We start from the raw sequence: 14,267 nt of genomic DNA, 5'->3' as shown, positions 1-14,267 counted from the left end.
GTTTTGAGTTATTTTTTTAACATTTTATTTATTTTTTATTCAAGTTTGCTTGAGTTACAAAGACAAGACTATATTTAATTATGAGTGGTATGAAAGATTCAGGTGTTATCGACACAGTTCGCGACAGTGAAAAGCAAAAGCTACAGCCGCCGCGAAAATATAAAGTTGTTTTAAATAACGACGACTACACGCCGATGGACTTTGTAATAGAAGTTTTAACGACGTTTTTTAATATGGATAGCGATAGAGCAACCGACGTGATGCTTCAGGTTCATGAAAAAGGTAAGGGCATATGCGGTGTTTACAGTGCCGACGTAGCCCACACTAAAGCTGAACAAGTTAACCGCTACGCGCGTGATAACGAGCATCCACTGCTTTGTAGTTGTGAGCAGGAATAAATACCAATTTTATACAATTGGTATAAATACCAATCTAGGGTGATCAAACATCCGATTGTTGTGGTATAAATTATTATCTCAGTAAGGGGTTGCCAATGCTAAACAAAGACTTAGAACTCACATTAAATGCCGCGTTTCGTGAAGCGCGCACTCGCCGTCATGAGTTTATGACCGTAGAGCACCTTTTACTTGCGCTGTTAGATAATCCTTCTGCAGGAGAAGCCCTAAACGCGTGTGGTGTTAATATTTCTGGTTTAAAAACCGAATTATTAGAATTTATTGACGAAACAACACCCGTCATTCCAGATTTAGAAGAAGAACGTGAAACCCAGCCAACACTTGGTTTTCAACGTGTGCTACAACGCGCTGTGTTCCATGTGCAATCGTCAGGTAAAAATGAAGTTACAGGCGTAAACGTACTAGTCGCTATTTTTTCTGAACAAGAAAGCCAAGCTGTTTACTTACTTAAAAAGCACGATGTATCGCGCTTAGATATTGTTAACTTTATTTCGCATGGTATTTCTAAAGCCGATGATGAATTAGGTAACGACAGCGATGATATTCATGATGAAGTGCAAGAAGTTCAAAATGAAGAAGCAAGCAAGCTAGACAGCTTTACAACAAACTTAAACGTTCAAGCACGTGAAGGTAACATTGACCCACTGATCGGGCGCGACAGCGAAGTAGAGCGCACGGTACAAGTATTGTGTCGTCGTAAAAAGAATAACCCACTCCTTGTTGGTGAAGCGGGCGTTGGTAAAACAGCCATTGCTGAAGGCTTAGCGTATCGCATTGTTAATAAGCAAGTACCAGAAGTAATTGCAGATGCCGTTGTGTACTCGCTAGATATGGGTGCATTGCTTGCGGGCACTAAATACCGTGGCGACTTTGAAAAGCGTTTTAAAAGCTTATTAAAAGAGCTACAAGCAGAGCCAGGCTCTATTTTATTTATCGATGAAATACATACTATTATTGGTGCCGGCGCGGCGTCTGGTGGTGTTATGGACGCATCAAACTTGCTTAAACCACTCCTTTCAAGTGGTAAGTTACGTTGTATGGGTTCAACAACTTACAACGAGTATAAAAATATTTTTGAGAAAGACCGTGCATTGGTACGTCGCTTTCAAAAAATTGATGTACTTGAGCCAAGTGTTGCCGATACCACTAAAATATTAAACGGCTTAAAAGAGCGTTACGAAGAGCACCATGGTATTCGTTACACTCAAAAAGCATTAAAAGCAGCCGCTGAGCTTAGTGCTAAATATATTAATGAGCGCCACTTGCCAGATAAAGCAATTGATGTAATTGATGAAGCCGGTGCAAGCCAGCGCTTGCAACCGAGTTCTAAACGTAAAAAAACCATTGGCGTGGCAGATATAGAACTAATTATATCTAAAATGGCACGTATTCCTGCGCAAAGCGTCTCGTCAACAGATAAAGAAACACTTAAAAACTTAGACCGTAATCTTAAAATGCTTGTGTTTGGGCAAGATCAATCTATTGATGCGCTTACATCTGCTATTCGCCTGTCTCGCTCTGGTTTATCAAGCGAAGAAAAACCAGTGGGTTCGTTCTTGTTTGCAGGCCCAACCGGTGTGGGTAAAACAGAAGTAACTAAGCAACTGGCTAAGTGCATGGGTGTTGAGTTTATTCGTTTTGATATGTCGGAATATGTAGAGCGCCACGCAATAAGCCGATTAATTGGTGCACCACCAGGGTATGTTGGTTTTGAGCAAGGTGGTTTATTAACAGAAGCTGTGATTAAAAACCCACATGCAGTTGTACTACTAGATGAGATTGAAAAAGCGCATCCAGACATTTACAACATTTTGCTACAGGTAATGGATCACGGTACGTTAACTGATAATAATGGTCGTAAAGCCGATTTCAGAAATGTAGTGGTTGTAATGACGACCAATGCTGGCGTGCAAGAAACAACACGTAAGTCGATTGGCTTCACTGAGCAAGATCATACGCACGATGCAATGGGCGAAATTAACAAAGTGTTCTCGCCTGAATTTAGAAACCGTTTGGATAATATAATTTGGTTCAATCATCTTGAACGTGACGTTATTTTAATGGTGGTTGATAAATTTATTGTGGAACTGCAATCGCAGCTTGATAAAAAATCGGTTAACCTTGAGCTTACGTCTAAAGCACGTGAGTGGTTGGCAGATAAAGGCTACGATAAAGCGATGGGTGCACGTCCAATGGCGCGTGTTATTCAAGAAGAGCTTAAAAAGCAGCTTGCTAACGAAATACTCTTTGGTGAACTTGTTGATGGCGGTACGGTTAAAGTATCGGTTAAAGACAAGAAGATTCACTTTGATTACGAGAGCAGTCTAACGCCTGCGTAAAGCCTGTAGTTAAAAAGTTTAGTTAAATAAAATGGCCCGCTAAATAATAGCGGGCCATTTTATTTGACTTTATTTATAGGCAACAAAAAACCCAGTAAAAACTGGGCTTTTTGTTTATTAAATGTAATTGCTAGTCAATGTCTATCAATTACATTTAATAAACGCTTAAAGCTAGTGAAATACTAGCCAAAAACTAAATCTCGTTTACGCACTTACTTAGCGAGCACGGAATACGATACGACCCTTTGATAAATCGTAAGGAGTCATTTCTACCGTTACTTTATCGCCGGTTAAAATACGGATATAGTTTTTGCGCATTTTGCCTGAAATATGAGCCACAACTACGTGACCATTTTCTAGCTCAACTCGGAACATTGTATTTGGTAAAGTATCAAGGACTGTCCCTTGCATTTCGATTACGTCTTCTTTCGCCATGTTTAGCGTAACACCTCTTTAATAGTTAAACGCTGCAGATTTTGCCCAAAATACACCAATAAGTAAAGGCGCAGGGGCTATATTTGCAAATTAAATAGCCACCCACTCATCATTGAGCTGTTTTTGGGCAGGTAAAAATTGAGTTTTGTACTTCATTTTGTCGCATTCGTCTATTTGATAGCCTAAGTACACATATTGTTTATTTTGCTCTTTAGCAAACTTAAGTTGCTCTAATATCATTACCGAGCCTAAGCTATAGTGTTCAAAGTCGGGGTCAAAAAAAGTATAGATTGCTGAAATAGCGCTGTTCATACAATCAGTTACAGCAACGGCAACTAAAGTATCTTCATGCCATAGTTCAATAAATGTGATTTTGAGCCAACTACAAAGTAAAAAACTTTGAAACTGTTCTTTTTCAGGAGGATACATACTTCCGTCTTGATGACGCATAGATATGTACTTGCTATAAAGTGGATAGTACTCAGGTCGCTCTTGCGTTGAATATTTTACCTCAAACTGTGTTTTTGCTTTGTTTAGTTTACGTTTTTGCGATTTTGAGGGCATAAACTCTTGTGCTAATACACGTACAGAACTACATGCACTGCATATTGGGCAGTGCGGACGGTATATTTGGTTACCACTGCGACGAAACCCCAAGCCCAATAAAGACTCAAATTTGTCGGTGCTATAGCAACTAGGGTCAAGAATAACTAAAAGTTGCTCGCGTCTGTTGGGTAAATAACTACAGTCAAACTCTTGGGTTAAACCAACACGTGCCGGAAGTTGCTCATTCATAGATTGCGTCAAGTTCTTGTGGCTCCCACATAATAGGGTTAACAGTATAGTTATGTGCAGCTTTTAGTTTAGTCAAAAATGTTGAACGGGGGATTACTTGTGCACCCAGGGTCATTAAATAAGGGTTTTCTAGCTGGCAATCAATAAAATGTGCATCATGACGTTTAAGCCAATTTACCAATGCCCACATAGCAAGTTTGGAGCAATTAGTTTGATGATGAAACATTGACTCGCCACAAAATACCCCATTTTGCATTATGCCGTATAAGCCTCCAGCAAGCTCTCCGTTACTCCATACCTCTAAACTATGTGCAATGCCTGCATTGTGTGCATTAACGTACGCGTCGAGCATGTCAGAGGTGATCCAGGTGCCATCGGTATCAAGGCGTTGATCGCGACAGGCTTCTATCACTTCCTCAAAGGCATTATTAATGGTTACTCTTACAGGGTGCTTTTTTAAATGCTTACGCAGGCTCTTACTTATATGAAAATCATTAAGCTCAAAAATGCCTCGCTCACTTGGCGACCACCACATAATAGGCTCATCTTCGCTAAACCAAGGGAATATTCCGCTTTTGTAGGCATTACTAAGGCGAGGCACACTTAAATCGCCACCAATTGCTAACAAGCCATCAGGGGATTCTAATGCGTATTCCGGGTTGGGGAATGCTATATCGGTTTCGCTTAATTGGTATAGCTGATTTCTCATACAGTACTTATTTTATAATTGATCATAAAAGTGTAACTATATTTTAGGTATAAAAAAAGGGCTGAATAATCAGCCCTTCTAAATTATTTTGACCGCTTATAGATTATCTAAGAAACGCTCAGCATCAAGTGCAGCCATACAGCCTGTACCCGCTGATGTGATTGCTTGACGGTATATGTGGTCTGACACATCACCTGCAGCAAAAACGCCTTCTACGCTTGTTTGAGTCGCGTTGCCGTGAAGACCAGACTCTACAACTAAGTAGCCATCTTTCATTTCTAGTTGACCAACAAACATATCGGTATTTGGCTTGTGACCAATAGCAATAAATACGCCGGCTAAATCTAGCTCTTCAGTTGCATCAGAGTGTGCATCTTTAATACGCACGCCTGTTACGCCCATTTGATCGCCTAGTACTTCGTCAAGCGTGCGGTTGTAATGCATTACAACGTTACCGTTTGCTGCTTTTTCAGCAAGGCGGTCAGCAAGTATTTTTTCACTGCGGAAACTATCACGACGGTGAATAACATGTACTTCATCAGCAATGTTAGATAAGTAAAGCGCTTCTTCAACCGCTGTATTACCACCACCAACAACTGCTACTTTTTGACCTTTATAGAAAAAACCGTCACACGTAGCACAGGCCGAAACACCACGGCCTTGGAAATTAGTTTCTGACTCTAAGCCTAAGTATTTAGCAGATGCACCGGTTGCAATGATTAATGCATCACATGTGTAAGTACCTTGGTCGCCAGTTAGTGTGAAAGGGCGCTTAGATACATCTACTTTATTAATGTGATCAAATATGATTTCAGTTTCAAAGCGCTCAGCGTGCTCTTTCATACGATCCATTAACGCAGGGCCTGTTAAACCGTGTGCATCACCAGGCCAGTTTTCAACTTCAGTCGTGGTTGTTAATTGGCCACCTTGTTGAATGCCTGTAATTAAAACAGGGTTTAAATTTGCACGTGCTGCATATACTGCGGCAGTATAACCAGCTGGGCCAGAGCCTAAAATTAGTAGCTTACAATGTTTTGCTTCAGTCATTATTTTTCCTAAACGTTTAATACGGTGTTCAATATGCTCATTAATGCGCTTGATTCTAAGAAAAACAAGGCAGATGTAAACAAAATCCGCGATTATTTTTTTTCTTAAATCGAAAAGCTGTGCAGTATTGTGTACTAGAGTTCTGTGCTTTTACAGTTAAAATGCCTAAGTAGCTCAATAAATAGACTAACAGGCAACAAAACAGCGTTATTTCATGACCCCTTTGATTTTTTTTGTTATGTTTTACCTAATTTTATTTGTCACTGATAGATTATGTGACCTAAGCAAATAGGCAACTATGTTATTTTGGCAGGAAAAACCCGCATTCGGGTTGACTTCAAAAGACGTTAACGTCTTAACCAATGCGCAAGATTACCGAACGCAATTGCTACGCTTAATAGCGAACGCAAAAAAACGAATTTATATTACGGCGTTGTATTTACAAGACGACGAAGCGGGCCGTGAGATTTTAGAAGCGCTGCATCGTGTGTCATTGGCAAACCCGGCACTTGAGGTAAAAGTGCTGGTGGATTTTCATCGTGCGCAACGTGGTTTAATTGGCGCAGATAAATCAGACGGCAACGCAAGCTTATACTGTGACGATTTAGAAAAGTTTAAATCGAACGTACAAGTGTATGGCGTACCTGTAAAAGCTAAAGAGCTTTTTGGTGTATTGCATTTAAAAGGTTTTGTAATTGACGACACCTTACTTTACAGCGGTGCAAGCTTAAACAACGTTTACTTGCAATACAACGAGCGCTACAGACTCGATCGTTACTTTTTAATAACGCAGAGCGAACTGTGTGACTCAGTAGTTGATTTTATTGAAACAAAGCTGCTTAGTTCAGTGGCTGTGCCGCGCATAGACACACGACCGCTTAAGCGTTTGCACGACTTTAAGCTTGATCAAAAGCAATTAATGCGTGATTTAAAAGTCGCAAGTTATAACGCAGCAGAGCAGCTAAATACGCAAGCATTAGGTATTCGCTTGTTTTTAGGACTCGGGCGTCGTAATAACGAATTAAATCGTTTAATAAAAGCGTTATTTGATAACACAGAGCAAGAACTTGTGTTGTATACGCCATACTTTAATTTTCCGGCGCCGCTTATGCGATCACTGCGTCGATTATTAAAGCAGGGTAAGCAAGTGACTATTGTTGTAGGCGATAAAACAGCAAATGACTTTTATTTACCGCCAAGCGAGCCGTTTAGTAAAATAGGTGCATTACCTTATTTATACGAAACCATTTTACATAAGTTTGTAAAAACGCAAAAGCGCCATATCGATAACGGTAATTTAAACGTGTATCTGTGGAAAGATGAAAGCAATTCGTTTCATTTAAAAGGTATTTGTTCAGATAGAACAAAACATTTACTGAGCGGGCATAACTTAAATCCGCGTGCATGGGGTCTTGATATCGAAAACGGTATTTTAATAGAAGATCCAGAGCAAACAATTATGGATGCTATTGATAACGAAAAGCAGGAAATTTTACAACACTGCCGACGTTTAACAGGCCCCGATGATTTAGAAACGATGGACGATTACCCGCAGCCAGTTAAAAAATTACTAGGCCAAGCTAAGCGTGTAAAAGTCGATTTTATTATCAAGCGTTTTATCTAGTGTGATTGGTATAAATCTAAAATTTAGACACAAAAAAAGCAGCTAATTAGCTGCTTTTTTAATGCTTATACCTAAATAATTACTTAGGTATAAGCGGTAACAATAGTAGTTACGCGTTTTCTACCGCTGTGCGTGGGTCAACATATTCCATGTTGAACGCTTCAGCTACTTCTTTGTAAGTTACTTGGCCTTTAATTACGTTTAAGCCTTTTAAGAAGTGAGCGTCATCTAGTAATGCCTTTTTATAACCTTTGTTTGCAAGGTTAATGATGAAAGGCAATGTTGCATTATTAAGTGCAAACGTAGATGTACGAGGAACAGCGCCTGGCATGTTAGCAACACAGTAGTGAACAACTTCATCAACGATGAAAGTAGGATCTGCATGCGTCGTTGCTTTAGAAGTAGCAATACAGCCACCTTGGTCGATTGCAACGTCAACAATTGCAGAACCAGGTTTCATTGCTTTAATGTGTTCAGCAGTTACTAGTTTAGGTGCAGCAGCACCTGGAATTAGTACGCCACCAATTACTAAGTCAGCTTCTAGTACGTGTTTTTCTAGTGCATCAGCAGTTGAGTAAATAGCTTTTACTTTATTACCAAATTGCGCATCTAGTGCACGTAAAACGTCGATGTTACGGTCAAGTACTACAACTTCAGCACCCATGCCAACAGCCATAAGTGCAGCACTACGACCAACCATGCCGCCGCCAATTACAACAACTTTAGCAGCTTCAACGCCAGGTACGCCACCTAGTAGCATGCCACGACCGTGGTTAGATTTTTCTAGCGCTTGAGCACCAGCTTGAATAGACATACGACCAGCAACTTCACTCATAGGAGCAAGAAGCGGTAAACCACCGCGAGAGTCAGTTACAGTTTCGTATGCAATACAAATAGCTTTGCTTTTTACAAGGTCTTCAGTTTGTGGAAGATCAGGTGCAAGGTGAAGGTAAGTGAAAAGAATTTGGTCTTCACGTAACATTGCACGTTCAACTGCTTGTGGCTCTTTTACTTTTATTATCATGTCTGCTTTAGCGAAAACGTCAGCAGCAGTTGCTAAAATTTCAGCACCCGCTAGCGTGTAATCTTCGTTAGTAAAACCAATGCCCATACCTGCATCAGTTTCTACAATCACTTGGTGACCGTGGTTTACTAATTCACGAACACTCGCAGGAACCATACCTACACGGTATTCATGGTTTTTAATTTCTTTAGGAACACCAATAATCATAACTTTTGCCTTATTAAGAACGGATTAACATTTTTCACTATTATATTCATCATAAGGGCGTGTGTCTCACCTTTTTTAAAGTCAAATCTAGTGTTATCATCTATATAATAAAAATAAACAGCATAAAAAACTAGTTGGTACTATGCATCAATTATTAGATAGAATTGACCGTAAAATTTTAATGGAATTACAACATGATGGACGCCTTTCAAATGTTGAACTGGCCAGACGAGTTGGCCTAAGCGCCACGCCCTGTCTGGAGCGAGTGAAAAAGCTTGAGCGAGAAGGCTACATCCTTGGCTACAAAGCAGTGGTCGATCCAGCTAAGCTTGGACAAGGTTTATCGGTGTATGTAGAAGTAACAATTACTAAAACATCTCCCGACGTATTTGATGAGTTTAGTGCGGCCGTTAAAAAGCACGAAGAAATTATAGAATGTCATTTGGTATCGGGTAATTTTGATTTTTTACTTAAAACGCGCGTAAATGATATGTCAGAATATCGTGGTGTATTAGGCGACATATTATTAAAACTGCCTAACGTAAGTGAAAGCCGAACTTATGTAGTAATGGAAGAAGTAAAAGGTGAAGAAGGGGTCATTATCCGCCCTTACATTGCTTAATATTATTTATAATACAGCTACAATATTAGTTGTTAATTTTTAGGCTAACTAAAATCAATCTTCAAAGATCTAAACATGATGCGCTCAAATTATAAAAACTTGTTCATAATCAGGCCATGAAGGTTAAGATAAAGTGCAACAAATTGCATTTCCTGCTAAGGTATTTGACTGCAAAGCAAGTGCGAATAGAATAATAAAGAGGGATAGGAAACTATGCGCCTAAACGGTGTGCAAAGACTATTAGAAACAGGGCTGATTATCAGCACCTTTATGGCAATATTTATTTTATGTGCCTTAATCAGCTTTGATCCAGCAGATGCTGCATGGTCGCAAACTAGTTTTAGCGAAGTAAGCAACATCACAGGAGCAGCCGGTGCATGGATAGCCGACATTTTATTACTCACATTTGGTTGGCTGGCCTACTTAGTGCCTGCGGCCATTCAGTTATTTGGTTATTTGTTATTTAAACAACCTCACCGTATTTTACAGCTTGATTACACCACCTTAGCGCTGCGTGTCATTGGTTTTGCTTTATTTATTACTTCAGCGACGGCTATTAGTAGTATAAACTTTGACGATATTTATAACTTCTCATCTGGTGGGGTAGTGGGCGATGTTATTGCATCAGCCATGATGCCTGCGTTTAACTTTACCGGTACATCTATATTATTGCTGTGTTTCTTTTTTGCAGGCTTAACATTACTAACCGGCGTATCGTGGGTTGATTTTGTAGATTACCTTGGCGATTTAATGGTTAGGCTTTACCGCTTTATTGTATCGTACGCAAAAGGCTGGATGCACCGAGAACACGCTGCAGGCAAAGTAAATAATAACGATGAAGCTGACGCTCACTTTGAAGACGATATTCATGAGCAAATAGAGCTACCTACATCAGATAAAAAAGCAGATAAACAAAAAGCAATCAATAAACCGCAAACGCCATTTAGCGAGCCACAAATTAGTGACGACTTTATGCCGTTTGATGAGCTTGACGACATACTCGATCAAGAGATTGGCTTTAGCGCCATAGACGACGAGCCAATGGATACAGAAGCTGCATTAAATGCACTCGATCAAAGCCCCGTTATAGAGCCTGAAAAACCAGTTACAACGGTGGTATCGCCAGCTAGGCCTATGCCTAAAGCAAAACCTGCGTATCAACCGCCGCCAACGGCTAAAGAAAAATTTGAGCAATTACTAACGCAAGAGCCACCACCGGGGCCATTACCGTCGCTTGATTTACTCGACAGACCGGATAAAGCTAAAAACCCAATTTCGCAAGAAGAGCTCGATACAGTATCGCGCTTAGTAGAGACAAAACTACTCGACTTTAACGTACAAGCTACCGTTGTTGCTGTATATCCAGGTCCCGTTGTTACACGTTTTGAACTTGATTTAGCGCCCGGTATTAAAGTGTCTAAAATTACAGGTTTGGCTAAAGATTTAGCCCGTTCACTTTCGGCAATCAGTGTACGTGTTGTAGAAGTTATTCCAGGTAAAACCTATGTAGGCATAGAACTACCTAACAAACACCGTGAAATTGTTCGTTTGTCTGAAGTAATAAACGCGCCAAAATTTGAGCAAAATCCGTCACCACTTACCATGGTGCTAGGTAAAGACATTGCCGGTCAGCCAGTATGTGCCGACTTAGGTAAAATGCCACATTTACTCGTAGCAGGTACAACAGGTTCGGGTAAATCTGTAGGCGTTAACGTCATGATAGTAAGCTTGCTTTACAAATCGGGTCCTGACGATGTACGTATGATCATGATTGACCCTAAAATGCTTGAACTTTCAGTATACGAAGGTATTCCGCACTTATTGTGCGAAGTAGTTACCGACATGAAAGAAGCCGCTAACGCACTGCGTTGGTGTGTAGGCGAAATGGAACGCCGTTATAAGTTAATGTCGGCATTAGGTGTACGTAACTTAAAAGGTTACAACCAAAAAGTGCTTGAAGCCAAAGAAGCGGGTTACCCAATTCTGGATCCATTATTTAAAGACACCGACGGAATGAAAGAAGGCCCAGACGAGCTCGATAAACTACCAAGTATTGTTGTAGTAATAGACGAATTTGCCGACATGATGATGATTGTAGGTAAAAAAGTAGAAGAGCTAATTGCACGTATTGCCCAAAAAGCACGTGCAGCAGGCATTCACTTAGTGCTTGCTACTCAGCGTCCGTCTGTAGATGTAATTACCGGCTTAATTAAAGCAAATATACCAACGCGTATGGCGTTTCAGGTATCGAGCAAAATAGATTCGCGTACCATACTTGATCAACAAGGTGCAGAAAACTTACTAGGTATGGGCGACATGCTTTATTTACCGCCAGGCACTAGCGTACCAGAGCGTGTGCATGGCGCGTTTGTAGACGACCATGAAGTACACGCTGTTGTAAACGATTGGAAAGCGCGCGCTAAACCAAATTATATTGACGAAATACTTAATGGCGATGCAAGCGAAGATATTTTATTACCCGGCGAAGCTAGCGAAAACGCAGATGAAGAAAACGATCCGCTATATGACGAAGCCGTATCGTTTGTAATTGAAACCGGCAAAGTATCGGTATCGTCAGTACAACGTAAATTACGTGTTGGCTATAACCGCGCAGCACGTTTAGTAGAACAAATGGAAACATCGGGTATCGTGAGTTCACCAGGCCATAACGGCGCTCGCGATGTATTAGTACCTAATGGAGCAAATTCATGAAAAAATTTAACGCCTTATTATTAGTATTAGGCAGCGTACTTGCTGCACCAAGCTTTGCTGACGACAGCCAAGCATTACAAGACCAATTAGCGACTTTAAAAAGCTTTAAAGCGCAATTCGCACAAAAAGTAACTGACAAAGAAGGTCAAGCAGTCATGCAAGGCGAGGGCACAATAGCGCTTCAACAGCCTATGATGATCCGATGGCAGCAAACTAATCCAGACGACACTTTGTTTGTATCAAATGGTGACAAAACATATTACTTCGACAGCTTTGCTGAGCAAGTAACCATTATGCAAACTAGCAGCTTGATCGACTCAACACCGTTTGTATTGCTTACATCTAAAGACCCTGCGCAATGGGAGAAGTACAGTGTACTTGCTACTAGTAAGGGTTTTAGCGTAACACCCAATAAAGGGGTTGAAAGCCAAGTAGAGCAGCTAGATATTACATTTGCGGGTAATGAGCAAGGGCTTGCTGAATTAGTGGTTACCGACAACTCTGGGCAGCTGTCGTCATTTACGTTTAGCGACCCTCAAGTAAATACATTACTTGATAAAACCACCTTTGAATTTACACCGCCAGAAGGTGTTGAAATAGACGATCAGAGTAACGGTGAGTAATTTAGGTTTTAATTTTGGACCCGATGTACGCCCACTTGCCGCGCGTATGCGCCCTACAACACTTGATGAATACATTGGTCAGCAGCACTTATTAAGTGCTGATAAACCACTGCATCAAGCCATTGTGGCGGGGCGCTGCCACAGTTTAATTTTGTGGGGACCGCCAGGTGTGGGTAAAACAACACTTGCGCAAATCATTGCTAACCATGCTGATGCCTCACTTATTCAAATGTCAGCGGTAACTGCGGGCGTAAAAGATATTCGCGACAGCGTAACGCAAGCACGCGATAATTTAGAAAGCCGTGGACAGCGAACGCTTATGTTTGTTGACGAAGTTCACCGCTTTAATAAATCTCAGCAAGATGCGTTTTTACCGCACATAGAAGACGGCACCTTTATATTTGTAGGTGCAACCACCGAAAACCCCTCGTTCGCCCTTAACAACGCTATTTTATCGCGTGCGCGTGTGTATGTTTTAAAATCGCTTGCCGACACCGACTTATACTCCGTAATAGAGCGCGCACTTAAACAAGACGAGCAGCTAAGCCAAAAGCACATAACTATTGCCGACAACGCTAAAAAGGCACTGTGCCAAGCAAGTGGTGGTGATGCCCGCAAAGTACTTAACTTACTTGAACAAGCTGTTGACTTAACAACCGAGCAAAACGGGCAGTACAACGTAGACGAGCACGTACTTAGCCAAGTATTGCCCACACACTTAGCTAAATATGACAAAGGCGGCGATGAGTTTTACGATTTAATCTCAGCTTTTCACAAATCAGTACGTGGCAGCTCTCCTGATGGTGCATTGTATTGGTATTGTCGAATTTTAGCCGGTGGCGGTGACCCTCTATACGTAGCAAGACGATTACTTGCTATTGCCACAGAAGACATTGGCAACGCCGATCCGCGTGCGATGGAAGTCGCCCTAAACGCATGGGATATATTTCAGCGAGTAGGCCCAAGCGAAGGTGAGCGTGCAATTGCACAAGCCACATTGTATTTAGCCAGTGCACCTAAAAGTAATGCTGTGTATATGGCATTTAATCAAGCCAAAGCAGATGCTCAAAATGAGCCAAGTTACCCCGTGCCAGAGCATTTACGCAATGCCCCAACCAACTTAATGAAAGACTTAGGTTACGGCGCCGAGTATCGCTATGCGCATAATGAAGAAGGCGCATTTGCCGCAGGTGAAAAGTACTTACCGCCAGAAATGGACGGCAAAGAATATTACTTACCGAGCGATCGCGGACTTGAGCAAAAAATTAAACAAAAACTCGATTACCTAAAAGAGCGCGATGCGCAAAGCCCACTTAAACGGTACGAAAATGATTAAACTTTATATGATGATTGCACTTGGCGGAGCGTCAGGTGCGTGTTTACGGTTTTTTATTAGCGAAAGCATGCTAAAACTCCTCGGTAGGGGATTCCCTTTTGGCACGTTGACGGTTAATATTCTGGGTTCATTGTTAATGGGCATTTTGTACGGTTTGATAGATAAAGAAATTATCACCGCTAGCCCCGCCAAAACCCTTATCGGGATTGGCTTTTTAGGTGCATTAACCACCTTTTCAACATTCTCAATGGACTCGTTGTTGTTATTACAACAAGGTCACTTTATTAAAATGGCCCTCAATATCATCTTAAACGTGATGGTGTGTATTTTTATGGCTTGGCTGGGCCTTCAGCTAGTAATGCAAAAAGGTTAAAAAAC

The 14,267-nt window shown here is 41.1% G+C and carries 13 protein-coding genes; 8 read left to right on the top strand and 5 right to left on the bottom strand.

Annotated elements, in window-relative coordinates; all coding sequences use genetic code 11:
* Positions 1-89 precede the first annotated feature (89 nt).
* Both clpS and clpA read left to right on the top strand, forming a co-directional pair.
* Positions 90-398, top strand: a complete 309-nt coding sequence (clpS, locus tag PX700_RS00840; RefSeq protein ID WP_007585109.1) for an ATP-dependent Clp protease adapter ClpS — start codon at positions 90-92, stop codon at positions 396-398.
* 95 nt (positions 399-493) lie between these two features.
* The gene (gene clpA, locus PX700_RS00835; protein ID WP_479519563.1) at positions 494-2,755 is read left to right on the top strand and encodes an ATP-dependent Clp protease ATP-binding subunit ClpA; all 2,262 of its coding nucleotides are present in this window, start codon (positions 494-496) and stop codon (positions 2,753-2,755) included.
* A 216-nt stretch (positions 2,756-2,971) separates the two neighbouring features.
* Here clpA and infA read toward each other — a convergent pair whose 3' ends face one another.
* The 4 genes from infA to trxB all read right to left on the bottom strand — a co-directional run bounded on the left by infA (position 2,972) and on the right by trxB (position 5,741).
* Positions 2,972-3,190, bottom strand: a complete 219-nt coding sequence (gene infA / locus PX700_RS00830) for a translation initiation factor IF-1 (protein ID WP_002962494.1) — start codon at positions 3,188-3,190, stop codon at positions 2,972-2,974.
* A 90-nt stretch (positions 3,191-3,280) separates the two neighbouring features.
* Positions 3,281-3,985 (bottom strand): arginyltransferase, encoded by a 705-nt coding sequence (locus PX700_RS00825; protein WP_479519734.1) that lies wholly within the window; start codon positions 3,983-3,985, stop codon positions 3,281-3,283.
* Positions 3,978-4,694 carry a leucyl/phenylalanyl-tRNA--protein transferase gene (gene aat, locus PX700_RS00820; protein WP_197240275.1) on the bottom strand — a complete coding sequence of 239 codons (717 nt, stop codon included), beginning with the start codon at positions 4,692-4,694 and terminating at the stop codon, positions 3,978-3,980. The genes PX700_RS00825 and aat overlap by 8 nt, the downstream gene beginning before the upstream one ends.
* A 96-nt stretch (positions 4,695-4,790) precedes the next feature.
* The gene (trxB, locus tag PX700_RS00815) at positions 4,791-5,741 is read right to left on the bottom strand and encodes a thioredoxin-disulfide reductase (protein ID WP_008168643.1); all 951 of its coding nucleotides are present in this window, start codon (positions 5,739-5,741) and stop codon (positions 4,791-4,793) included.
* 298 nt (positions 5,742-6,039) lie between these two features.
* On the opposite strand from trxB, the gene pssA reads away from it, so the two are divergent.
* Entirely contained in the window at positions 6,040-7,365 is a 1,326-nt protein-coding gene (gene pssA, locus PX700_RS00810; protein ID WP_197140312.1) for a CDP-diacylglycerol--serine O-phosphatidyltransferase, read from the top strand.
* Between the two features lie 109 nt (positions 7,366-7,474).
* Here the strand turns inward: pssA and ald are convergent, their stop codons facing one another.
* Positions 7,475-8,596 (bottom strand): alanine dehydrogenase, encoded by a 1,122-nt coding sequence (gene ald, locus PX700_RS00805; RefSeq protein ID WP_165740692.1) that lies wholly within the window; start codon positions 8,594-8,596, stop codon positions 7,475-7,477.
* 142 nt (positions 8,597-8,738) lie between these two features.
* On the opposite strand from ald, the gene lrp reads away from it, so the two are divergent.
* From lrp to crcB, 5 genes are all read left to right on the top strand, one after another.
* Entirely contained in the window at positions 8,739-9,218 is a 480-nt protein-coding gene (gene lrp, locus PX700_RS00800) for a leucine-responsive transcriptional regulator Lrp (protein WP_033014887.1), read from the top strand.
* Positions 9,219-9,431: 213 nt separating this feature from the next.
* Entirely contained in the window at positions 9,432-11,930 is a 2,499-nt protein-coding gene (locus PX700_RS00795; protein WP_479519562.1) for a DNA translocase FtsK, read from the top strand.
* On the top strand, positions 11,927-12,553 hold the full coding sequence (lolA, locus tag PX700_RS00790; RefSeq protein WP_479519561.1) for an outer membrane lipoprotein periplasmic chaperone LolA: 627 nt from the start codon (positions 11,927-11,929) through the stop codon (positions 12,551-12,553). The genes PX700_RS00795 and lolA overlap by 4 nt, the downstream gene beginning before the upstream one ends.
* Entirely contained in the window at positions 12,546-13,889 is a 1,344-nt protein-coding gene (locus tag PX700_RS00785) for a replication-associated recombination protein A (RefSeq protein ID WP_479519560.1), read from the top strand. The genes lolA and PX700_RS00785 overlap by 8 nt, the downstream gene beginning before the upstream one ends.
* Positions 13,882-14,262 carry a fluoride efflux transporter CrcB gene (gene crcB / locus PX700_RS00780; protein WP_021032117.1) on the top strand — a complete coding sequence of 127 codons (381 nt, stop codon included), beginning with the start codon at positions 13,882-13,884 and terminating at the stop codon, positions 14,260-14,262. Before PX700_RS00785 ends, crcB begins: the two co-directional genes overlap by 8 nt.
* Positions 14,263-14,267: the final 5 nt, after the last annotated feature.

This window comes from Pseudoalteromonas sp. TP27 (assembly GCF_056470645.1).
Note: the sequence above shows the minus strand (reverse complement) of the source record. Positions and strands in the feature narration are given on the sequence as shown.